Source organism: Bartonella vaga, assembly GCF_037070895.1.
Taxonomy (GTDB): Bacteria; Pseudomonadota; Alphaproteobacteria; order Rhizobiales; family Rhizobiaceae; genus Bartonella.
This window is the reverse complement of the sequence record NZ_JAYMZK010000004.1, coordinates 92,568-116,256: the sequence shown is the minus strand read 5'-3', so window position 1 is coordinate 116,256 and position 23,689 is coordinate 92,568. Positions and strand designations below refer to the sequence as shown.

Below are 23,689 nucleotides of genomic sequence, written 5' to 3'. Positions count from 1 at the left end.
TTTATGGGTTATCTCGAAAGTATGTCGTGTGAAAAAGGCTGCTTAAAGGTGTTTTTGCAACATTTTAGCTTTAAGATAGGCAAATAATAATATTCAAATTCACTTTTAAAAGAGAAAGTAAAATAATGGCAGATGATTCTCATATTGATGTTTTTCAATCTATCTTATCACGTAAGGCAATTCGTGCTTTTACTGATCAGCCAGTTTCAAAGGAAACGATCAAAAAAATTTTAGAATTTGCAGCACGTGCACCGTCTGGGGCAAATTTACAACCATGGCAAGTAATTGTTCTTACAGGGGATACATTGAAGAAAGTAGGACAAGAACTTTCACGGCTTGTACTTTCAGGTGTAGAAGTAGAGCGTGATTATCAGTATTATCCACGTGAATGGCGTGAGCCTTATCTTTCAAGACGTAAAAAAATGGGTTCTGATCTTTATACGAGCCTTGGAATTGGAAAAGATGAACAAGAAAAAATTCTTCGTCAGAAAATACGGAATTTTTCATTTTTTGGTGCACCTGTAGGTTTTTTGTTTACAATGGATTACGACATGGAAGTGGGAAGTTGGCTTGATTTGGGCATGTTTATGCAGACGATCATGTTAGCAGCACGTGGATTCGGATTAGATACATGTTCTCAGGCTTCTTTTTCGGATTATCACAAACAAATTCGTACACTTTTATCTGTACCTTCTGACCGACGAATTATTTGTGGTATGTCGCTTGGTTATCGTGATGCTAACGCTCCAGAAAACAATGTTGAATTTGGACGCGAAAAAATTGAAAATTTTGTACGTTTTATTTAGTTGTATTCATAGAGTATTTTTATGTAAGTAAATATAAACGTTAAAGAGCTTTGGGTGTGATAAAGATCTTTTAGTAGGAATTTTTCATTCTTATTAGGTTTGAATGTTGCCGTTAAGACTTATTTTACTCCGCCTGGAGCAGTTAAAAGAGTGATTTTTAAAAATCATTGTAGGGTCTATTTTCTGTTTTGAAGGGTGATTATGGAACGTGCTATAGAAAAAAACTGTTGGATTGTAGCAAAGCGAGCGACATTTGTATTTATTGCTTTCATTTTTTTAGTTTATCTCGCAATTTGATTTTAAATAAAATGAGCGTGGTAAATCAAAGGTCGCGCTAAAGCCCTGTACAATATAGTGTTGAGGTAGCGGGTGTTTTTGTCTGTTTTTGAAATTTTTAAAATTGGAATTGGTCCTTCTAGTTCACATACAATGGGGCCAATGACGGCAGCTGATATGTTTCTGCAAGAGGTTTTGGCACGAAATTTTTCTCAGCTATCTGATACTAAAATTTCTCGTATACGTGTTTACCTTTACGGTTCTTTAGCTTTCACAGGAATTGGTCATGCTACAGATAGAGCTATCATATTAGGGCTTTTGGCAGAAAAAGCCTCTACGGTTGATCTTGATTGTATAGAACTCTTGTTAGAAAAAGTTATACGTGAAAAAAAAGTACAGCCAAGAGGCCATCCTGCTTATCAGTTTGATGTGCAAAGTGATCTTATTTTTGAGCAAAATAAAGTTTTACCTGGGCATGCTAATGGACTTGCATTTGAAGGGGTTGATGCTAATGGGAATGTTCTTTTGCGGAAAATCTATTATTCTATTGGTGGTGGTTTTGTTGTGACCGAGGATAAGTTGAATCATATGAATGGGAATATACGACAAGAAACGTTTGAAGTGCCATATCCCTTTGATTCTGCGAGTGAAATGTTATCTATGGCAGAAAAATCAGGACTTTCGATTGCTGAAATGAAGCGTCTAAACGAAGAAACTAGGATAGAGCGTTTTGCTCTTGAGACGGGACTCGATGAAATTTTTTCAGCTATGACAAATTGCATTGATAGAGGTCTTTCACAGGAAGGTGAGTTGCCAGGTGGGTTGCACGTTCTAAGGCGTGCTAAAAAGCTGCACAAGATTCTTTTGGAAAATCAAAAGAAAAATCGTAATTGCCCACTTTATGCAAATAATTGGCTTGCAGTATATGCCATGGCAGTGAATGAGGAAAATGCGGCTGGTGGTCGTGTTGTTACGGCACCGACGAATGGAGCAGCTGGCGTTATACCTGCAGTTTTGCGTTACTATCTTCAGTGTAATGATGATTCAGATCGAGAGGGAATACATAACTTTTTATTGACGGCAGCAGCTATTGGTGGTGTCATTAAACATAACGCCTCTATTTCTGGGGCAGAAGTTGGTTGCCAAGGTGAAATTGGGGTAGCATCTTCAATGGCAGCTGCAGGATTAACTGCGGTGTTAGGTGGTACGCCGACTCAAATTGAAAACGCAGCAGAGATTGCGCTTGAGCATCATTTGGGAATGACGTGTGATCCGGTTGCTGGTCTTGTGCAGATTCCTTGTATCGAGCGCAATGCAATGGGGGCTGTTAAGGCAGTGACAGCTTCTTCTCTTGCATTGCAGGGTAATGGGAACCATTTCGTTTCTCTTGATGCTTGTATAGAGACAATGCGTCAGACTGGACATGATATGAGTGAACGCTATAAAGAAACAAGTAAAGCTGGTCTTGCAGTTAATGCAATATCTTGTTAAAGCGCGCAGCTTATTTGATTTAGTAAACTCTTTACGGATTGTTTAGAAATAAAAAGATTTGTTACTTTAGGGTTTTAAAAAGTAAGACTTTAGGAGTGTTCAAAACGATTTTTTACAACGTGTATATTTTAGGTAAAGTTGTATGTTGTTGAGGAAGGTTTTTTTTCGTTAGATTATTTGAGAGAATCTCTAATTAATAGTAAATCTCGCATTTAAAGGTAATCGCTTTTTTATAATATTAAATCCGAATATGTATACTTTAAAGATGTATTTATTGGAAAGCTGATAAAAAGATTGGACAGAAGCTTGCAGGTAGAATTCTTGTAAGTTTAAAAAAGGGTTGTGTTTACTAAAGAATTTTTAAAAACTGTGGGTAATATCCGAATATTTTTATTAACAAACTAATTCTCGCAAAAATTACTTATAGAGTTAACTATTTGTTACACCTAGACGAATTTTAATGGGTACGTTATTGCTGCTTTGGCTTGCAACGCGCAAATGAATGCGTACAAGAGGCATTGTAAGGCGACGGTTTCGCGTTGTTTGGCAAATGAGAAGATTGACAAGAGACTGCGTGTTTAATGTAGCTGGAGTATACTTTAAACCAGCAAGTTTTGTCACGGCATTGTGAAGAGAACGCAATGAGAGGAGAGATGATTGCTTCAATAATTTTTCTTTTTTAGTAAATGAAGCAAGAGCATTATGTGTCATGATACTGTCCTTAACTCTTAACGCAGAATTCAAAAATTTTTAGTAAGTTATAGTATAGCAGTTAAAATTTGCTTTCTTTAACGTAGAACAAGCATTAAATGCAGCTTTTTTTGATTGAAAGCCTATAAATCGTGCACGGTAATAGCGACGTCCATTTTTTTCAAACAATTGCATATGTGAAGATGAGTATTTTAAGGCAGAATAAGCTGTATTTTTTGCTTTTAAAAGTAGAATTTTTGCTTGTTCTTTACTAGGAAGAGAACCAATTTGGATGGCCCACCCGCCATTTGTGGACAAAGAGGCTGTAACAATTTTATTAGTTTCCAAGGGTATGGTTCTTTGGGGATTCGGGGTTGGTATAATTGCTTTTGTTACAGTGGCTACTGCAGTATTAGAGTTTTTAGGCTTTTCTGAAAACGTTGCTAAAATGGTAGAAATTTCATCATCGAAATTAGCTATCTCAGCTTTTACAATCGGTATAGGAGTATTTGCACCAGTGGGTAAGTTATAGTGCGCAGAAGCTATTAAGTGTTTATTATTTTCCGTTTTTCTTGCTTTGGGTAAATATTTATTCAATAAGCTGGCCATATATTCATCGCGTGCGGTAGACGATTTAGCACCCATAACAACAGCAATGATAGAGCGTCCCATAAGGCGCATTGAGGTTGCCAAATTAGAACCTGACATTTGTGTGTAGCCTGTCTTAATTCCATCGACGCCCTTCATTACTTTAACGAGCTTATTGTGATTATTAATTGTATGTCCGCGAAAATTAAAACTTTTTATTTTGAATAACTTATATTGTTGTGGAAAATGTTTGCGTAGAGATAATGACAAAGTAGCTATATCTTGTGCTGTAGAATAATTACGTATATCTGGAAGTCCTGAAGCATTTGCAAAATGTGTATGTAGCATACCAAGTTTGCGGGCTTTAGCTGTCATCATTCGAGAGAATTTTTTTTCACTGCCTCCGAGGTATTCTGCAATGGCGGTAGCAACGTCATTTGCTGATCTTGTAATGAGTGCTTTAGCTGCTTCTTCTGCTGAAATTGTTTGACCTGCTTTAAATCCAATCTTTGTTGGTGGGCGCGTTGCTGCATAACGTGAGATGGGGATAGGTGTATTTGGTGTTACACGACGCATCTGCATCGCTTCAAAGAGTATGTACAGTGTCATCATTTTTGTTAAAGAAGCAGGATAACGTTTCAGTGTTGCGTTGGCTTGAAATAAAGTTTTTCCTGTATTTGCATCTATAACGATAGCAGCGTATTTATCAGGATAGGCTCCTTGAGGGGTAGCTGACGCCCTGGAATAAGAAAGAGCTAAAATAACAAAAGCAATTGCTACCTTTTTGTAGTTATGTACAATTTTTTGGCAGTTAATATACACTTGTAGTATCCTGTTTCTCCGTTTATTCTGAAAATTGCAAAAAACTTCTTTAAAGCTCTTTTTCTGCAGTTTTCTGATGCAATCTAGACGAATGGTATTACTAATTTGTTTACAGACATTATTTTGTGAGTTTTCATATTTGATATTACTTTAACCATAAAAGAAAGTTTTATTCTTTACATAAACAGCTATTGCAATAGTTATGAAAGAACTTAAGATTAATAAAAGGTGCGTTACAAGAGAAAGGATGATGATCCGGGAGCTAATAGCAAATCTTATAGCTCACATTATATACAATGAAAAGGGCAAGAATTGGAATAAGAGAAAGAACAGTACCTTTATAACACTTAAATTAGCAGAAGCCCTTAATGGTGATCGTATATATATGGTTATGTCATTTTTAGTTTGAAAAATTTTTTGTTTCGAAGAAGTAGCACATATTATCTTGGATCTTTATCAAAATAGGATAACATGCGGAACTTATAGTTGTGAAGTAGCTGCAATGAAAGTAGTACAAATTGGGGAGTGCGCACATCAAAATAAATATCCATTGCAATGTATAATGGAATGGAAGTGAGGGATTATGCCATCTTTTACACCTAGTCTTGAAGAGGTTTTGCACCGCGCATTAGCAATCGCTGCTCAAGCGCGGCATGAATATGCAACATTAGAGCATCTTCTGCTTGCTCTTCTAGATGATGCTGATGCAAATTTAGTGATTCAGGCTTGTCAGGTAGATGTGGAAGAATTACGAGAGCGCTTAACCAATTATATCCAGTCAGAACTGGATGTAAAAATTAGAGATATTGAGGATGCAAAACCAACAACATTTTTTCAACGTGTTATACGACGTGCAGTGATTTATGCTCAATCATCTGGAAAGGATGAAGTATCAGGAGCAAATGTTCTCGTTGCAATTTTTTCTGAACGTGAAAGTCATGCAGCCTATTTTCTCCAAGAAATGGGTATGACACGCTGTGAAGCTGTGCGGTTTATTTCACATGGTGTCACGAGAGATGATGGATTATCAATGTTACTTGAAGGGCTTGAAGAGCAGTTAGATCAGCAAATTTTGGACAATAGCGAAAAGGTAACGAGTGCACTTACTGCTTATTGTGTTGATCTTAATTGTAAAGCACGCAATGGAAAAATTGATTTATTGATTGGTCGTGATGTGGAAGTTTCACGCATGATTCAGATTTTATGTCGCAGGTCAAAAAATAGTCCACTTTTGGTTGGTGATCCTGGTGTCGGAAAAACCGCTATAATTGAAGGATTAGCAAAACGCATTGTGGATGGACAAGTACCAGAGGTTTTATCAGATGCAACGATATTTTCCCTTGATATGGGAGGGCTTGTTGCTGGTACACGTTATCGTGGTGATTTTGAAGAACGGCTAAAGCAAGTTATTAAAGAATTTGAGCAGCATCCAGATGCTGTTTTATTTATTGATGAAATTCACATCTTAATTGGAGCAGGAGCTACATTAGGAGGGAATATGGATGCGGCAAATCTTTTAAAACCCGCATTATCTTCTGGAGCTATTAGATGTATTGGTTCAACGACTTACAAAGAATATCGCAAAATTTTTGAACAAGATCGTGCTTTAGAGCGTCGTTTCCAGAAGATTGATGTTAATGAGCCTTCTATTGCTGATGCAATTAAGATTTTGCAGGGACTCAAGCCTTACTTTGAGGATTTTCATCAGATAAAATATACAGATCAGGCGATGAAGGCATCTGTAGAATTATCTTCGCGTTATATGATTGGTCGTTGGTTACCTGATAAAGCAATTGATGTTGTTGATGAAAGTGGTGCAGCGCAAAAGCTTTTACCAAAAAAACAACGGAAAAAAAGTATAGGGGTTAAAGAAATTGAAGCGACTGTTGCTGCTATGGCAAGGATTCCGCCAAAAACAGTTTCTGGCAATGATCGGAAGATGCTTAGCAAACTTGAAAGAGAACTCAAGCATGTTGTTTATGGGCAAGATCAAGCAATTTCCGCGTTAGTGTCATCAATTAAACTGGCACGAGCAGGGTTGCGCGAATCAGACAAACCAATAGGAAGTTATTTATTTTCAGGGCAAACGGGTGTAGGAAAAACTGAAGTTGCAAAGCAACTTGCATCTTCTTTAGGGGTTGAGCTGTTGCGCTTTGATATGTCAGAATATATGGAACGACATACAGTATCACGTTTAATCGGGGCTCCTCCCGGTTACATTGGATTTGATCAAGGGGGGCTTCTTACCGATGCAGTTGATAAGAGTCCTCACGCAGTTTTATTGCTGGATGAGATTGAGAAAGCACACCCAGAATTATTTAACATTTTATTGCAAGTGATGGATTGTGGGAAGTTAACAGATCATAATGGCAAAAAAATTGATTTTCGCAATATCATTTTAATTATGACAACAAATGCTGGTGCTTCAGATATGGCAAGGTCTGCTATCGGGTTTGGAAAAGTAGATCGTAATGGTGATGATATTGAAGCAATTAACCGGTTATTTACGCCAGAATTTCGTAACCGCCTAGATGCAATTATTCCCTTTGCACCTTTATCTCAGCTAATTATCAATCAGATTGTACAAAAATTTATTTTTCAGCTTGAAGCGCAATTAGCTGATCGGGGAATTTGTTTTGAATTAAGTCGTTCTGCAATGATTTGGCTTTCCAATAAAGGACATGATTCTCAGATGGGGGCACGCCCATTGAGTCGTGTTATACAAGAACATATTAAGAAGCCGTTAGCTGAGGAAATTTTATTTGGAAAGTTGCGCAATGGCGGTATGGTTCATGTATCAACACAAAAATCAGCTGAGGGAAAAGAAAAGCTGCAGCTAAAAATTTCATCTTCTGATATGTCTGTTGGCTCAAAAAATAGAAAAATGATATATTTTACAAAAAAGCGTGTAGGGAAAAAAAGCTCTATAACTTAAGAGTGTGTTAAAGCGCGGCACGTATTTTTTTTGCATTTTCTTCCAGTATTTCTGTGGGCGTTATGACCTCATTGTGGGGAGTAAGCGCTATTCCTTCCATGCGTGGTATAATATGGAAATGGAGATGATAGACAGTTTGTTGACTAGCTGCTTCATTAAATTGCATAATTGTTATACCATCTGCTTGAAAAGCTTTTTTTACGGCATTGGCTACTTTTTGAACAGCTTTAATAACTGGAAATAATGTTTCAGTATCTGCATCTAGTAGGTTTCTAGAGCCTTTTCTGGGAATGACTAGTGTATGTCCTGGTGCTTGTGGCATGATATCCATGAATGCAATGACATCATCATCTTCATAAACACGAACAGCAGGGATTTCATTACGAATTAATTTAGCAAAAACATTGTTATTGTCATAAGTTTGTTTCATAAAAATATCTCCTTTTATGAGTTTTGATGTAGAAATGAGGAATGTATAGATTTAAGTAAGAGTATAAAAAGAGAGATTCCATGTTTAGTTGTTATTTCATGTAGATGAGCTTTCATTGATTAAAAGGCTTACACTTCTATAATGGCTTCAACTTCTACTGGAACATCCATAGGAAGAGATGCAACACCAATAGCGGAACGTGAATGTTTTCCAGCTTCACCGAGGATGTTTACGAACAAATCAGAAGCTCCGTTGGCGACAAAAGGAATATCAGTAAAATGTGGATCTACAGCAACAAAAACGGTGATTTTTACCACGCGTTTTACTTTATGTAAATCACCAAGAGTTGCCTTGGCCTGAGCGAGAATGTTGATAGCACAAGCTTCTGCTGATTTTTTCGCTTGTTCGGCGCTAACGGTAGCACCAACTTTACCAATTGCTATTGGTCTTCCATCAGAAAGAGGAAGCTGTCCAGAGATAAAGAGTTGGTTTCCGCTTTGTGAAGTTGTTATGTAGTTGGCGATGGGTTGCGCTGCTTCAGGCAGAGTAATTCCAAAATTTTTTAGGTGGTTTTCAATTGTGTTTGTCATAATTTAAACTCCGTAGCTGTTCTATAATTCATCTGTTACATAAACTATTTTCTAATTCAAAGAAATGTGTGGTTAATTGAGAGCTTAAACTTTTTTCTTTATTGTGTGGTGTTATGCAACGGGGATAGAAATGGAAGTTGGGAATGATCAGGTCAGTATTTGTAATAATTTTATATGTTTCTTTTTTATGTGCAGTGAGAGCTGAAGAGTCCATTGTTATTGCTCCTCATCGGGCAGTTTATGATTTTTATCTCGATAGTGTTTCTCATGAAATGGCAATTTCTGGGATGTCAGGGCGAATGGTTTATGAGCTCACTGGTTCAGAATGCCAAGGTTATACTACGCGTTTTCGTTTTATTAGCCGTATTCATATTGAAGATATGCCTGTGCGTTTAACTGATCAACAGACGACGAGTTACGAAACAGGTGATAGTCGTATATTTCGTTTTAGTGTTATAGATCAAGTTGGACAAGAGGTTGCTCACAGTACGGAAGGGGTAGCTGAGCGTGGACGAGATGGGATTACAGTTAAATTAAAAAAACCAAAAGAAAAAGAGTACAAACTTGCAATGGCTGAATTTCCAGTTATGCAATTGAAGAATATTATTCGCCATGCAAAAGCAGGACACCATTTTTACCGTGTTACCGTATTTGATGGAACGGATAAAGCAGACAAAGTCATAAAAGAAAGTGTAGTCATCGGTGAAAAGAAGACACAGCTATCCGATACTGAAGCGAAAAAAATAGGAAAATTGGATGAGGAGGAATATTGGCCTGTTACGATTTCTTATTTTGATGATGTAGAAAAAAAAGATGGTTTGCCGGTTTATCGTACCAGTTTTCTCTTATATGAGAATGGTGTGATGCGTGATCTTCGTATAGATTATGGAACTTTTTCAGTGCGTGCAAAATTAAATAGTCTTGAATTTCTCGAGGTTGGAAAGAAGCTTAATAACTGTAAGTATTAAATGATTGCAGAAAATGACTTGAAAAATAATCAAATATTAGTATGTTTGCGCTATTCCACACGCGGAGTTTGGGTGTTTGCGAGAAAAGTTTAGCAAACGTCCGCCGGTAGTAGGTGTAGTACCTACTTTTTCCGCGGAGGTTAAACCGGAAAGGATAAACTATGGCACTACCAGATTTTACTATGCACCAGCTTTTAGAAGCAGGTGTGCATTTTGGCCACCAGACGCATCGCTGGAACCCAAAAATGACTCCTTATATTTACGGTCAGCGTAATAATATCCATATTATTGATCTTGCTCAGACTGTGCCTCTTTTACATCAAGCACTTAAGCTTGTTTCAGATACGGTTGCGCGTGGTGGCCGCATTCTCTTTGTTGGTACTAAGCGGCAAGCATCTGACATTATCGCTGACGCAGCGAATCGTTCGGCACAATATTATGTTAATGCACGTTGGCTTGGCGGTATGCTCACAAACTGGAAAACAGTTTCCCATTCAATATACCGTTTACGTAAGTTGGACAAAATTCTTGCGGCTGAAGCACAAGGTTTTACCAAAAAAGAACGCTTAAATCTTGAGCGTGATCGTGAAAAGCTTAATCGTGCATTGGGTGGAATTAAGGATATGGGGTCTGTTCCAGATCTTATATTTATTATAGATACAAACAAAGAAAATATTGCTATCCAAGAGGCAAAACGTTTAGGTATTCCCGTTATTGCCATTATTGATACCAACTGTGACCCTGATAACGTTACTTATCCGATTCCAGGTAATGATGACGCTTCGCGTGCAATTTCTCTTTATTGTGATCTTTTTGCTCGTGCAGCTCTGGATGGAATTGCTCGTCAACAAGGTGCAATGGGTGTTGATGTAGGAGCTCAAGTTGATGCGCCTGTGGAGCCTGTTTTGAAAAATTCGGTTTCAGTTTCTGAATAATAATTGAAAACGTCTATTAAGATACTTATTTTCTATAAAGAGAGGTTATAGGCGTGTACAGAGTTTTTTTCTCTTGCGCGCTTTTACCAATGTAGAGCAAAGAGGCAAATATGAGCATTACTGCTGCACAAGTAAAAGAACTTCGGGAGTTGTCGGGCGCTGGTATGATGGATTGTAAGGCAGCTTTGGCAGATACAAATGGTGATATGGAAGCTGCTGTTGATTGGCTTCGTAAAAAAGGGATAGCTAAAGCAGATAAAAAAGCTGGTCGTACGGCAGCTGAGGGATTAATTGGAATTGCATCAAAAGATTCAAGCGCAGTTTTAGTTGAGATCAATTCTGAAACAGACTTTGTTGCACGCAATGATGTATTTCAAGACATTGTACGCAATGTAGCAACAGCTGCTTTGGATACACAAGGTAGTCTTGAATCTGTTTCTGAATCTTTTTACCCTGGTTCTGAGAAGACAGTAGAAGCGACAATTAAGGACGCGATTGGTACCATTGGTGAAAATATGACATTTCGCCGTTCTGCTAAATTGTCTGTTAAAGATGGTATTGTCGCTACTTATGTACACAATAGTGTGTCTGAGGGGCTTGGAAAGCTTGGTGTTTTGGTTGGTATTGAAACTACAGGCAATAAAGAGGCTGCTGCTACTTTTGGTAGGCAGGTAGCGATGCATATTGCTGCAACCAATCCATTAGCTCTAACAACGGAGGCTGTAGATGCCAGCGCTGTTGAGCGTGAAAAAGCGATTTTTTCAGACCAGGCACGTCAGTCGGGAAAGCCTGAAAATATCATTGAAAAAATGGTAGAAGGGCGTATGCGTAAGTTTTTCGAAGAGGTTGTTTTGCTTTCTCAGGCTTTTGTTATAAATCCTGAAATGACTGTTGAAACAGCTTTAAAAGATGCTGAAAAGTTAATTGGTGCTCCAGCGAAAATCACAGGTTTTATTCGTTTTTCTTTAGGAGAAGGTGTAGAAAAAGAAGAATCTGATTTTGCTGCAGAGGTTGCTGCAGCGGCAAAAGGGTAGTTGTTTGTCGCACAATGTCAGAGATTTGAAATCATATCATTGGCTATAAAATCGCTGATACAAAAAACTGTAATTGTAAGATATTATTATTAAGAGGGGCGTCACGTAATAAAGTGGTGCCCTTACTGATGTCGAAAGCAAAGAGTAGTGTGCTTTTGGGAGATTGTCGATGACATTAGCGCTGCAGTATAAACGTATTCTTTTAAAGGTTTCTGGTGAAGCTCTTATGGGGGGGCAAAGCTTTGGAATTGATGTTTCCGTTGTAGACCGTATCGCCGCTGATATTGCTGAAGTTAGAGCTATGGGGGGAGAGGTTGCGGTTGTTATAGGTGGTGGAAATATTTTTCGTGGAGTGGCCGTTGCTTCGCATGGGGGAGATCGGGTAACAGGTGATCATATGGGGATGCTTGCAACTGCTATTAATTCTTTAGCCTTGCGAACATCATTGACAAAATTAGGGGTTGAAGCGGTTGTGTTATCTGCGATTTCTATGCCGCAAATTTGTGAGAGTTTTTCACAACGTAAAGCGATAAGTTATATGAATCAAGGAAAAGTCGTTATTTTTGCAGGTGGTACGGGTAATCCATTTTTTACTACTGATTCTGCCGCGACTTTACGTGCAGCAGAAATCGGTGCAGATGTTCTTTTGAAAGGAACACAAGTGGATGGTATTTATTCTGCAGACCCAAGGGTAGATCCTACTGCTAAACGCTTTGAACAATTAACACATGTGGAGATTTTGCAATGGGGGTTGTCTGTTATGGATACTACAGCAGTTACTTTGGCACGTGAGAACAATGTGCCGATTATTGTGTATTCCATTCATGAAAAAGGTGGTTTAGCTAAAGTATTAAAGGGAACGGGGCGGTTTACAATAGTATCGGAATGAAGATAATCTTCAAGGTAAAATTAAAGGAGATGAAAACATGGATGTTGCATCGATTATGGATGATCTGAAACGTCGCATGGATGGTGCTATTTCAGCTTTTAAACATGAATTAGGTGGATTACGGACTGGGCGAGCTTCCGCTAGCTTATTGGAGCCATTGACGGTTGAGGCTTACGGTTCTGTTGTACATATAAATCAAGTGGCGAATATTTCTGTTCCGGAGCCACGAATGCTCTCAGTTTCTGTGTGGGATAAATCTATGGTCGGAGCTGTGGAGCGTGCTATTCGTGATTCTGGGCTCGGTTTAAATCCTATCACTGATGGTGTGAATTTACGTATTCCTTTACCTGAATTGAATGAAGAACGCCGTAAAGAACTTGTAAAAATCGCGAATCAGTACGCGGAACAAGCTCGTATTGCTACTCGTCATGTTCGCCGTGATGGCATGGATAATTTGAAAAAGTTGGAAAAAGAAGGTGTAATCGGTCAAGATGAAGCTCATTGCTTTTCTGATAAAGTTCAAAAACTTACAGATGAAACCATTGTTGACATCGATAAAATTTTAGCTGTAAAAGAATCTGAAATTATGCATCTTTAAGGTGCTTTTGTTTCGATAAGAAGAGTATCTATTTATGTCGTATAACATCCTTTATGGGTGGAATGTAGAGGCTTCTATGTTATTGATGGAAGGAGTATGAGGCAGAAATAGATGCATTGTTCTATAACTGTGTACTATAAACAAGATTGTTTTGAAGAGAAATTTGAGATCTTTATCTATGGATTGAATGAAGCTGCTCTTCTAGAGTAGGTCATTTAATAGGGTAGTGATAGCTTTTTGTTGAGTTGCATTATAAAAATTTTTTATTATCGGATCTTTATTAAAATATGTCACAGTAGGTATTGGTAGATGGGGGTGCTTAAGAATATGCCATAGTCTTTCTTTTCTCGTTTGTTAGTTATTTAGAGAGGTAGAGGTATAGGTCACATGATCATCGTTTTGTGTAATTTACTTGTGATTTTTAAGCATATAACTGATAGTTTTATGGAAGAGTGCTTCTGTTTGAGGTAAATAACCAGACCTAAATTATAGCAGTAATCGGAAGCTTTTTCATTTTTTACGATTTATAAAACGTTTAGAATCATATTTTTAGTTTATTTTTATATATAGCCTTTTGAAATAAGTTTTTGCTAACTTATTTATCTTATAAGCGCTGTCTTTGTACGTTAGCTCATCTGTGCTAAATTATGAAAAAATTGCAAAGGTGTGAATATAAAGATATTGCGCAGCAGAGTTTTTTCTGAGGTCAAGTTTTTGGCTTGTGTTTTCTGTTTTTATTGTTTGGATTTTGTTTTGTCTAATCTTGTTTATCGTATTATAACGGCTTTAGTTTTTGGCATTATGACCTTGTCTTTAGCATGGGTTGGAGGGACTCTATTTTTTTTGTTTGTATGGGGTATAGGCGGTTTTATTCTTTATGAATGGATAAGTATCACTCAAGAGAAGTGGTGTTTTTCACAGAAGGTATTATCAGCTATTTTTTATGTGGTTTTTGGTTCACTTTTGGTATCGAATTTACCTGCTTTTTTGATCTTTTGTGTTTTGATAGTTTTGGCAGCGTTGTTGGTTGTTGGAACTGTGAAAAAGAGTGGTTGGGTTTTTTTTGGTTTTTTATATGCATCTTTTCCAGTCGTTGCTTTATCCTTTTTGCGGGGACATGAGGCGTTAGGGTTTCGGGTTGTTATTTTTTTACTGACGATAGTATGGGGAACAGACATTGCTGGGTATTTTATCGGACGTTTGCTTGGTGGTCCTAAATTAGCACCACAATTTTCTCCCAATAAAACATGGTCTGGGGCGATTGGTGGTACGTTTGTTGGAGTTTCCGGTGGTATATTGATTGCTTTTCAGTTTTTTGATATAAATTCACCCAGTTTTTTTCTACCATTTCTTACTCTCCTTTTATCAATTGTTTCGCAGATGAGTGATTTAGGACAATCGGGGCTAAAGAGGAAATTTTCTGTTAAAGATTCTGGTTCTTTATTGCCTGGACACGGTGGGTTTATGGATCGTATGGACGGATTGGTTGGAGCTGCTTTTCTTCTTTATTTAATTGGTTCGCTTATGTTTAGTATGGATACACCTTTTAATCTTTTTTATATGATTTAATTGGAGAAAATACTTTGGAACTTTTAAATCATATGACTGCTATAGGTGATGTTTTTTTAAGAAGCTTGGGTATTCTTTTCGTCGTTGTGGTTATTATTTTTGTGCATGAATTTGGGCACTATCTTATTGGGCGGTGGTGTGGTATTAAGGCATCGGTTTTTTCACTGGGATTTGGACCACAAATCGTAGGGTATACAGATAAGTGTGGTACACAGTGGCGTTTAGCAGTTATTCCTTTAGGGGGGTATGTAAAGTTTATTGGAGATGAAACGGAAGCTGCTGTGCCATCGTCCCAATCATCTCCGGTAGTTGATGGTTCATTTTCCAGTGCGCATGCTTGGAAAAAAGCTGCAACGGTTTTTGCTGGTCCCCTATTTAATGCGCTTTTTACAGTTGTAATTTTAACATTTTTTTTCTTTATTTATGGTCGTGTAGCTATTGAGCCAGTTGTTGGTTCTTTGGTAAAAGATTTTCCTGCAGTTCAGTCCGGTTTGGAATTGGGTGATCGTTTTGTTGAAATGGATGGTCAACAAGTTGAAAGTTTTGAAGATTTAATGAATTATGTGACTTTCCATGGTGAAAATCCTATAGAATTTAAAATGGAGCGCATGGGGCGTTTATTCACAACGGTGATTACACCAAAGCTAATTGAACGAGATGATGTGTTTGGTAATCAGGTTCAAAGTGGAGTTATAGGTGTAGGGGTTCCTATTGATCCAGATAATCCTACGCGTTTAGATCCAGCTTATGTAAAACATATTCGTTATGGCTTCTTGAGCTCTGTAAGAGAAGCATCAAAACGTGCTACGTTCATCGTTACTCAAACAGTTTTTTTTATTAATCGTTTAATAAAGGGTAAAGAAGATTATTGTCGGCTCAGTGGGCCTTCTAAGACTATTAAAATTGCTTGGAAAGTAAGTGAAACAGGTTTTATACATTTATTAAATTTTGCGGCTTTTCTTTCGATAAGTACTGGACTTATTAATCTTTTTCCTCTTCCACCACTTGATGGTGGGCATTTATTATTTCACCTGATTGAGATCTTCGTGGGGAAACCAATTTCAACTAAAATGCAAAAAACTGTATTTCGTATAGGCTTTTTTGTCGTTCTCCTATTTATGATCTTTGCATTTTTAAATGATTATTTTTGTTGGTTTGGCTAATTAAATTATGGAAAACATTTTATAAATTGGGTAATAGTAGAAGAATATAAATTAATGGTCGTTTACCGTATTCATAGAATATTGTAGCGCTGCCCGTTATAATGTTCACTAAGGGGCAAAGGGTCTCACCGTGAATAAGAGAGGCGCGATAGCAGTTAGCTTTTTGAAGAAACGTGTCAAGGGAATAGTATAGGGTAAAAAAAGTCAATGAGTAAAAATTCGAAGTTTTTAAATGCAGTATCTGTGTTTGTATTGGGGATAGGGTTGATTGCTCCAACAACAGTTTTTATGTCAGTTGCAATGGTTGGAGAAGTGCAGGCGTCTGTCGTCCATTCTATTGAAGTTCACGGGAACAAATTGGTAAGTGCTCAGGTAATTCGAGATAATGTGGGCATTAAAGCTGGACAGAGCTTTTCCAGTGGTGATTTGGATGCTGCGGTGAAGAATCTTTTCGGATTAGGGTTGTTTTATGATGTTAAAATAAATCAGGTTAGAAATAAGTTAGTTGTTTTTGTCAAAGAATATGAGGTAGTCAATCAGGTGTTGTTTAAGGGAAATAAATCTATTAAGGATACTGATCTTAAACGATTTATTTCTTTAAAAGCAAATGAACCTTTTAATTCTGCTAAGCTTTCAGCTGATGTTAAGACGATTCGCGAAGCTTATAAAACTGTTGGTCGTAACAATATTGTGGTTACAGTGCGAACCATTAACTTGGGAAAAGGGCGTGTAAACGTAGTTTTTAATGTTGTTGAAGGCCAAAAGACAAAGATTAGCAATATAATTTTTAAGGGAAATCACGCTTTTGGTAGCCATCGTTTGCGTGATGTAATTTCTACGAAGCCTTCAGGATTATCTACATTGTTGTTAGGAGGAGATATTTACAGTAAAGAGCGTTTAGCTGCTGATGAGGAATCTCTACGTCGTTTTTATTATAATCGCGGTTTTGCCGATTTTCGTATTGTTTCCTCTGGAGCAACTTTTGATGAGGCTACTAATGCATACAAAGTTTATTTTGTTCTCGATGAAGGTGTGCGTTATAAAATTAGTGATATTCAGGTTGAAAGCGATATTTCTGGAATTGACCTTCAATCTGTTAAGAGGATGCTTAAAACCCAATCAGGCGATGTTTATAGTGCAGAGAACATTGAGCAGTCTGTTGCGATTATCAATAATAAGGTTGCTAATTCTGGATATGCTTTTGTTAAAGTTGAACCACGAGGGAATCGTGATTTAGAGAATCATACAATTTCGATTTTGTATAACATTGCACCAGGTCCGCGGGCTTATATTCAGCGCATTGAAGTGCGTGGTAATGAACGGACGCGTGATTATGTCATTCGCCGTGAGATTGATTTAAATGAAGGGGATGCTTACAATCAAACTTTAATACAACGGGCAAAACGTCGTTTAGAAAGTTTGGGCTTTTTTAAAGCGGTTAACATTTCGATGGTTCCGACGGATCAGTCTGATCAGGTTATTTTGGTTATAGATGTAGTTGAAGCTCCAACAGGAGACCTTTCTTTTTCCGGAGGGTATACGACGGGTGGTACAAGTCCTGGTATGTCGTTGGAAGTATCTGTTACCGAGCATAGTCTTGGAGGGCGGGGTCAGTATTTTCGTTTAGGTTTAGGAGCTGGGCAAGAAAAATCCCGTAATTACAATTTGTCATTTGTTGATCCTTATTTCTTGGGGTATCATTTGTCTTCTGGTGTTAGTCTTTTTCGCAAGACTTATCGTGCTGATAATGCGTATGATGTACGAGAAACAGGTGGAGCGCTACGCTTTGGGGTGCCTATTAATAGTCAATTATCTGCTAGTTTATCCTATTCTTATGTGCAGGAAGAATATGATTTTGGTGGAGATTATGATTTCAACAAAGAAAAGGATATAAGAGAGTTATATGAAAAATATTCTGGTGCAATTGTCCAAGCCGCAAAACAAAGTCCGTGGAAACGTTCATCAATTAGTTATGGTTTGACCTATAATACTATTGACGATCTACGAGATCCCCATAACGGTTGGTATGTTCATGTTCTTCAGGAGTATGCAGGACTTGGTGGGAATGCAAAGTTCTTGAAGACGACTGGTAAAGCGATGATGTACAGGACACTTTCTGAACAGGTAGATCTTGTTGGGTTGCTTTCTTTTGGTGGTGGTTATATCCACAAAATAGGCAATGAGGGTGTTCGTATCTTCGATATGTTTAAAGCTGGTTCTGATATGATTCGAGGTTTTAGATATAATGGAATAGGTCCACGTCAGATTTCGAATAAAGGTGAAGTTTATTTCTTAGGGGGAACGAAGTATATGAATGCAACTGCTGAAGTGCAATTTTCTATACCTTTTGTGCCTGAGGAGTTGGGATTTCGTGGTGCTTTATTTGCAGATGCTGCAACGCTTTATGGTAATAATTATCAGCCAATTGTGCAGGGTGAAGCGTCTGTTACCAATATAAAAAGTTCATGGCGTTCATCTGCAGGTGTGAGTTTGATGTGGGATTCACCGTTTGGTCCGCTGCGTTTTGATTATGCTTGGCCAATAAGAAAGCAGGAAGGTGATCAGTTGCAGCAATTCAACTTTGGTATTTCTACAAAATTCTGATTTGAGTTATTCTAAAGAATGGGTTAGGCTTGGAGAGAAAGTATTTTAATGGCGGATACATTTTTTTTTATGCCGTCCCGGCGATTGACGGTTGCTAATGTTGCGGAGTTGACAGGTGCAAAACTTCTTAATCCAGAGTTTTCTAACACAGTTATAAATACTCTTTCTTCACTTGAGAGTGCTGTAGAGGGTTCTCTTGTGTTTGTAGAGCATCGGAAGTTTTCTGATGCTCTATTAGGTAGTTCTGCGGTTGCAGTTTTTTGTACAAATGAAATTGTTTTTAAAGTTCCTGAATCTATGGCAATTTTGGTGACATCCACACCACAGCGTGATTTTGCTCAGATTGGCCGTATCTTATTTCCTGATTCTGTTAAGCCCATGCCTTGGTTTGGGAAGAGAGGAATTTCGCCGCATGCGCATATTCATCCAAGTGCTAAGTTTGCACATGATGTGTGTATTGAAGCGGGAGCTATTATTGGTCGAAATGTTGAAATTGGTGCAGGGACTCTTATTTCATCTACCGCTGTTATTGGTGAAAATTGCCGTATTGGGCGTGATTGCTATATAGCCCCAAAGGTAACCGTTCAATATTCTTTAATAGGTGATAGAGTCCAGCTTTATCCTGGGGTCTGCATTGGACAAGACGGCTTTGGTTATGTTGGTAGTGTTTCCGGAATTGAGAAAATCCCACAACTTGGTCGTGTTATCATTGAGAATGGCGTGGAAATTGGTGCGAATACAACGATTGATCGAGGAACATTTGAAGATACCGTCATTGGTGAAGGGAGCAAAATTGATAACTTGGTGCAGATTGCTCACAATGTGAAAATTGGTCGTTATTGTCTTATTGCCGCACAATGTGGAGTTGCTGGGAGTACATCTATAGGTGATATGTCTCAACTTGGTGGAAGCGTTGGGGTAGCAGATCATATAGTTATAGGTAAATGTGTTCAGATTGCTGCTGGTAGTGGTGTTATGAATGATATTCCAGATGGAGAAAAGTGGGGAGGAAGTCCAGCGCGGCCGCTTAAACAGTGGTTTCGTGAAGTGGCGGCGTTGCGTAATATTGGCAAAGTAAAAAAGGAGAAACGCTAATATGGTCAACACCGAAAAGGCTAAAGATTTAGAGGTTGTGGATATTGAAAAATTGCTATCAATATTACCCCATCGCTATCCATTTTTATTGATTGATCGCATAGTTGAAATTGATGGTGAGCAAAGAGCTATTGGTATAAAAAATATAACCATTAATGAACCATATTTTTCGGGACATTTTCCTGAAAAACCCGTTATGCCTGGAGTACTAATTTTAGAAGCTATGGCACAAACGGCAGGAGCAATTTCACTTTTAGGGTTAGGTTATAAGCAGACGAATCTAGTTTATCTTATGACTGTTGATAATGCGAAATTTCGTAAACCAGTTTTGCCTGGTGATCAGCTAAAGATTCATGTTCAGCTTTTAAAAAAGAGATCTGGCATGAGGCGTTTTTCTTGTGTTGCAAAAGTAGAGGACATCTGCGTTGCTGAAGCCGAAATTGCTGCAATGATCATAAAAGAAGAGTAAATAATATAATGGGAATTTAAGAATGTCCGGTACGAGAATCCATCCAACTGCTCTTGTGGAGAAGGGGGCGCAGCTTGGTGAGAATGTACACGTTGGGCCGTTTTGTCATATTAGTTCAGAGGCTGTTATTGGTGATGGATGCAGTTTGATGAGTCATGTTGTGGTAATGGGGAAGACAACGTTGGGAGCCAATAGTAAAGTGTTTTCACATGCAGTTTTGGGGGCTGAACCGCAAAATAATAAACATAAAGGAGGCTCTACAACTCTTTCTATTGGTAAAAATTGTACGATTCGTGAAGGAGTTACAATGCATAGAGGCTCTGATTCGAGTATGGGGATGACAATTGTTGGTGATAATTGCCAATTTTTTTGTTATGCGCATATTGCTCACGATTGCCATGTAGGAAATCACGTAACATTCGCGAATAATGTGATGATTGCTGGTCATGTTATTGTTGATGATTATGTTATTATTGGTGGTGGTTCTGCTGTTCATCAATTTGTTCGCATTGGGCATCATGCATTTGTTGGCGGTGTATCTGCACTGGTCGGCGATCTAATTCCCTATGGAACAGCTGTTGGTGTGCAGGCAAAACTTGCTGGGCTAAATATCATTGGTATGAAACGTGCAGGTCTTGAGCGTAAAGATATTCATGCATTACGTCACGCGGTTGCTATGCTTTTTGATCGTAGTAAACCGTTTAAAGAGCGTGTAAGCGATGTTTCTTCTTTCTATTCTAATTCTCAATCTGTTCTTGATGTGGTGGATTTTATTAAGGAAGAAGGAAAACGTTTTTATTGTACACCTAAATATTAAGAGAACAGAATAAAAGCGAGTAAGGACTAAGAGATGTCTATCTCCGATGCCAGAGTTTTTTTTTCCGGTCGAACTGCTATCATAGCCGGTAATGGTGTTTTGCCTATCAATGTAGCTCAGGAGCTTGAAAAATATGGACAGAATCCTTTTCTTGTTCTTTTGCGTGATGAAGCAGATGCTGTGCTTTACCGCTATGAGCATTGCGAATTGTCAATTGTTGAATTAGCTCGACTTGTTAAAATTTTGAAAACAGCTGGGATTTGTAATATTGTTTTGGCCGGTGGTGTTAAAAAACGACCACTTCTTACACAATTACGGCTGGATTGGACTACGTTTTTAGCTTTACCTAAGTTAATTTGGGCTTTAAGAAGTGGGGATGACGCGTTACTAAAAGCTTTTATACGGGTTATTGAAGCGCATGGTTTTTGTGTTATTGGTGCCCATGAAATAGTTCCAGATCTTTTAGCTCCAATAAAGTTTAATTTAACATCACGGAGAGCTACTAAAAAAGAGAAAAAAGATATTTTCTTAGCAGCGAGGGCAGCAAAGCGTTTAGGTCAGCTCGATATAGGGCAAGCAGCTGTAGCTATCAATGGGAGGGTGATTGCGGTCGAGGGAGCAGAAGGAACCGATAATATGCTATGGCGGGTTTGTGAAATGCGCGAAAGAGGACAAATTCCGTCTAAAGGTGGTGTTCTTGTAAAATGTGCAAAACCACAACAGGATCATCGCGTTGATTTGCCATCAATTGGACCTGTGACAATAATGAATATTGCAAAGAGTGGGTTGTCTGGTGTTGCGGTGGAGGCAAATAGAAGTTTGATATTATCGATGAAAACAACAATAGAAAAAGCTAACCAATATTCTCTTTTTATAGAAACCTTTGAAAAGGTTGATCATGAATGATCGTTCCTTAAAAATTGCTGTCATTGCAGGTGAGGAATCTGGTGATGCTCTTGGAGCAGATTTAATTTCTTTTTTATCGCAGCAGACGGGTTGCGATATTCATTTAATTGGTGTGGGTGGAAGGCATTTAAAGGCATTGGGTTTAAAAAGCGTCTTTGATTTCCGTGAGATTGCTTTAATAGGCTTAAGTGCAGTGTTAAAAAAACTACCATCATTGTTGATTCGTATTCACAATTTGTCTAAGTTTATTGTACAAGAACAACCCGATTGTTTACTTATTATTGATAGCCCTGATTTTACCCATCGCGTTGCAAAAAAAGTGCGTATCTTAGCGCCTTCTATTCCTATTATTAAATATATTGCCCCAACCGTTTGGGCATGGCGTCCAGAGCGCGCTAAGGTTATGCGTAAATTTGTTGACCATGTCTTGGCAATTTTTCCTTTTGAAGAAAAGGTTATGAAGGATTTTGAAGGTCCTGCCACTACTTATATTGGACATCGTCTTTTAACTTATCCTCCACTTTTAGCTGTTCAAGAAGAAAGAAAACACCGCTCAGAAAAAAAATATTTGTGTGCTAAACAAACTTCATCGCCTACATTGGTTCTTTTACCAGGATCACGCAATTTAGAGATTCGTTGCTTAATGCCTGTTTTTCGAGAAGTTGTAAAACTCCTTTTAGAACGCATCCCTAATTTACGCATTATTTTACCAACTTTGCCATATTTGGTGAATAAGGTTTATGGTTTTGTACAGAGCTGGGAAAATAAAGTGGAAATTGTTGTTGGTGAAGATGCAAAATGGCGTGCTTTTGCGGATGCAGATGTTGCACTTTCAGCACTTGGGACAGCTTCACTCGAATTAGCGTTAGCAAAAATTCCTATGGTTCTTTGCTATAAGCTTGATTATTTGTCAAAATTATTCATTTTTTCCAAAGTGAGGTTATGGAGTGCTGCTCTTCCAAATATCATTTCTGATAAGCCTATCGTTCCGGAATACTTCAATGAATTTCTACGCCCTGGTATGTTGGCACGGCAGATAGAACAACTTTTGTATAATCCTTTATTACGAAAAGCGCAGCTCGATGCTTTTGAGGTTGTGGAACAAAAAATGAAAACTGAATTACCTTCAGGAATGGTTGGGGCACAAACGATTATAACTCTTCTAAAAAACAACAGGACTAAATAAAATTTTGTAAATACAACAATGTTTCTGCCTAATGTTTAATTTTAGCAAGAAAATCACAAGCGCGTTGGCTTTTAGGGTTGGTAAAAAATTCATCAGATGTTGTATCTTCAATAATTTTTCCATTTTCTAGAAAGAGTATTCTTTCTGAAACTTCGCGAGCAAAGCTCATTTCATGGGTAACGCAGAGCATAGTTATACCTGTATTTGCTAATTGAACCATAACTTCTAAAACTTCTCCGACACTTTCTGGATCAAGAGCTGATGTTGGTTCATCAAAAAGCATCACTTCTGGTTCCATACAAAGTGCACGGGCAATTGCAACACGCTGTTGTTGCCCACCAGAAAGTTGTAAAGGATATTTGTCACAGTGCTGTTCAATTCCAACATCTGCAAGATAACGGACTGCACGTTCTTTTGCTTGTTGTTGAGAAAGCCCTTGAACTGTCATAGGTGCTAAAATACAATTTTGTATGACACTCATATGGGGAAATAGATTAAAGTTTTGAAAGACCATTCCTATTTTACGCAGAACATTTTTTTGCTGGTATAGAGGGGCAGTGTGAATATCAACATTATGGATACAAATTGAGCCTTTTTGTGCTTTTTCTAATTGATTAATACACCGAATCAAAGTTGATTTTCCAGATCCGGAAGGACCACAGATAACGATGCGTTCACCAATTTTAACATCGAAGTTAATGTCGTAGAGTACTTGGAAATCTCCATACCATTTGTTTAAATTTCGAATAGAAATCACGGATTTTTTAGAGGTATGAATAGATTTATTATTTTCCAAATTCATCTTGTTGTATTCTTTCATTGATCAAT

21 protein-coding genes are annotated in these 23,689 nt (G+C 37.9%); 16 read left to right on the top strand and 5 right to left on the bottom strand.

What is annotated here, in order from left to right; all coding sequences use genetic code 11:
• Positions 1–125: 125 nt before the first annotated feature.
• Positions 126–806: a nitroreductase gene (locus WCP76_RS04110; RefSeq protein WP_336294414.1), complete on the top strand. Its 681-nt coding sequence runs from the start codon at positions 126–128 to the stop codon at positions 804–806.
• Positions 807–1,175: 369 nt separating this feature from the next.
• A complete protein-coding gene (locus WCP76_RS04105) occupies positions 1,176–2,573 on the top strand; it encodes an L-serine ammonia-lyase (protein WP_336294413.1) in 1,398 nt (465 codons plus the stop codon).
• A 429-nt stretch (positions 2,574–3,002) separates the two neighbouring features.
• Here WCP76_RS04105 and WCP76_RS04100 read toward each other — a convergent pair whose 3' ends face one another.
• Together WCP76_RS04100 and WCP76_RS04095 are read right to left on the bottom strand one after the other, a co-directional pair.
• Positions 3,003–3,284: a hypothetical protein gene (locus WCP76_RS04100; RefSeq protein WP_336294412.1), complete on the bottom strand. Its 282-nt coding sequence runs from the start codon at positions 3,282–3,284 to the stop codon at positions 3,003–3,005.
• A 39-nt stretch (positions 3,285–3,323) separates the two neighbouring features.
• Positions 3,324–4,673 (bottom strand): SPOR domain-containing protein, encoded by a 1,350-nt coding sequence (locus WCP76_RS04095; protein WP_336294411.1) that lies wholly within the window; start codon positions 4,671–4,673, stop codon positions 3,324–3,326.
• Between the two features lie 583 nt (positions 4,674–5,256).
• On the opposite strand from WCP76_RS04095, the gene clpA reads away from it, so the two are divergent.
• Entirely contained in the window at positions 5,257–7,608 is a 2,352-nt protein-coding gene (clpA, locus tag WCP76_RS04090) for an ATP-dependent Clp protease ATP-binding subunit ClpA (RefSeq protein WP_336294410.1), read from the top strand.
• A 7-nt stretch (positions 7,609–7,615) separates the two neighbouring features.
• Here the strand turns inward: clpA and WCP76_RS04085 are convergent, their stop codons facing one another.
• Both WCP76_RS04085 and WCP76_RS04080 read right to left on the bottom strand, forming a co-directional pair.
• Positions 7,616–8,038 carry an HIT family protein gene (locus tag WCP76_RS04085; RefSeq protein WP_336294409.1) on the bottom strand — a complete coding sequence of 141 codons (423 nt, stop codon included), beginning with the start codon at positions 8,036–8,038 and terminating at the stop codon, positions 7,616–7,618.
• 128 nt (positions 8,039–8,166) lie between these two features.
• Positions 8,167–8,628 (bottom strand): RidA family protein, encoded by a 462-nt coding sequence (locus tag WCP76_RS04080; protein ID WP_336294408.1) that lies wholly within the window; start codon positions 8,626–8,628, stop codon positions 8,167–8,169.
• A gap of 143 nt (positions 8,629–8,771) precedes the next feature.
• Between WCP76_RS04080 and WCP76_RS04075 the strand changes: the two genes are divergently transcribed.
• The 13 genes from WCP76_RS04075 (at position 8,772) to lpxB (ending at position 22,861) form a co-directional block, all read left to right on the top strand.
• Entirely contained in the window at positions 8,772–9,596 is an 825-nt protein-coding gene (locus tag WCP76_RS04075; protein ID WP_336294407.1) for a cell envelope integrity EipB family protein, read from the top strand.
• Between the two features lie 161 nt (positions 9,597–9,757).
• Positions 9,758–10,531, top strand: coding sequence for a 30S ribosomal protein S2 (gene rpsB / locus WCP76_RS04070; protein ID WP_336294406.1), 774 nt, complete (start codon positions 9,758–9,760; stop codon positions 10,529–10,531).
• A gap of 110 nt (positions 10,532–10,641) precedes the next feature.
• Positions 10,642–11,565 carry a translation elongation factor Ts gene (gene tsf / locus WCP76_RS04065; protein ID WP_336294405.1) on the top strand — a complete coding sequence of 308 codons (924 nt, stop codon included), beginning with the start codon at positions 10,642–10,644 and terminating at the stop codon, positions 11,563–11,565.
• A 169-nt stretch (positions 11,566–11,734) separates the two neighbouring features.
• Positions 11,735–12,454: a UMP kinase gene (pyrH, locus tag WCP76_RS04060; RefSeq protein WP_336294404.1), complete on the top strand. Its 720-nt coding sequence runs from the start codon at positions 11,735–11,737 to the stop codon at positions 12,452–12,454.
• A 37-nt stretch (positions 12,455–12,491) separates the two neighbouring features.
• Positions 12,492–13,052: a ribosome recycling factor gene (frr, locus tag WCP76_RS04055; RefSeq protein WP_336294403.1), complete on the top strand. Its 561-nt coding sequence runs from the start codon at positions 12,492–12,494 to the stop codon at positions 13,050–13,052.
• A 753-nt stretch (positions 13,053–13,805) separates the two neighbouring features.
• Entirely contained in the window at positions 13,806–14,621 is an 816-nt protein-coding gene (locus tag WCP76_RS04050) for a phosphatidate cytidylyltransferase (RefSeq protein WP_336294402.1), read from the top strand.
• A 14-nt stretch (positions 14,622–14,635) separates the two neighbouring features.
• Positions 14,636–15,784 carry an RIP metalloprotease RseP gene (gene rseP, locus WCP76_RS04045; protein WP_336294401.1) on the top strand — a complete coding sequence of 383 codons (1,149 nt, stop codon included), beginning with the start codon at positions 14,636–14,638 and terminating at the stop codon, positions 15,782–15,784.
• Between the two features lie 207 nt (positions 15,785–15,991).
• Entirely contained in the window at positions 15,992–18,388 is a 2,397-nt protein-coding gene (gene bamA, locus WCP76_RS04040) for an outer membrane protein assembly factor BamA (RefSeq protein WP_336294400.1), read from the top strand.
• Between the two features lie 48 nt (positions 18,389–18,436).
• Positions 18,437–19,483, top strand: a complete 1,047-nt coding sequence (gene lpxD / locus WCP76_RS04035) for a UDP-3-O-(3-hydroxymyristoyl)glucosamine N-acyltransferase (protein ID WP_336294399.1) — start codon at positions 18,437–18,439, stop codon at positions 19,481–19,483.
• 1 nt (position 19,484) lies between these two features.
• Positions 19,485–19,952 (top strand): 3-hydroxyacyl-ACP dehydratase FabZ, encoded by a 468-nt coding sequence (gene fabZ, locus WCP76_RS04030; RefSeq protein WP_336294398.1) that lies wholly within the window; start codon positions 19,485–19,487, stop codon positions 19,950–19,952.
• A gap of 22 nt (positions 19,953–19,974) precedes the next feature.
• Positions 19,975–20,769 carry an acyl-ACP--UDP-N-acetylglucosamine O-acyltransferase gene (lpxA, locus tag WCP76_RS04025; protein WP_336294397.1) on the top strand — a complete coding sequence of 265 codons (795 nt, stop codon included), beginning with the start codon at positions 19,975–19,977 and terminating at the stop codon, positions 20,767–20,769.
• Between the two features lie 33 nt (positions 20,770–20,802).
• Positions 20,803–21,675: an LpxI family protein gene (locus tag WCP76_RS04020; protein WP_336294396.1), complete on the top strand. Its 873-nt coding sequence runs from the start codon at positions 20,803–20,805 to the stop codon at positions 21,673–21,675.
• Positions 21,668–22,861, top strand: a complete 1,194-nt coding sequence (gene lpxB, locus WCP76_RS04015) for a lipid-A-disaccharide synthase (RefSeq protein WP_336294395.1) — start codon at positions 21,668–21,670, stop codon at positions 22,859–22,861. The genes WCP76_RS04020 and lpxB overlap by 8 nt, the downstream gene beginning before the upstream one ends.
• Before the next feature lie 28 nt (positions 22,862–22,889).
• Here the strand turns inward: lpxB and WCP76_RS04010 are convergent, their stop codons facing one another.
• On the bottom strand, positions 22,890–23,663 hold the full coding sequence (locus WCP76_RS04010) for an amino acid ABC transporter ATP-binding protein (RefSeq protein ID WP_336294394.1): 774 nt from the start codon (positions 23,661–23,663) through the stop codon (positions 22,890–22,892).
• Positions 23,664–23,689: the final 26 nt, after the last annotated feature.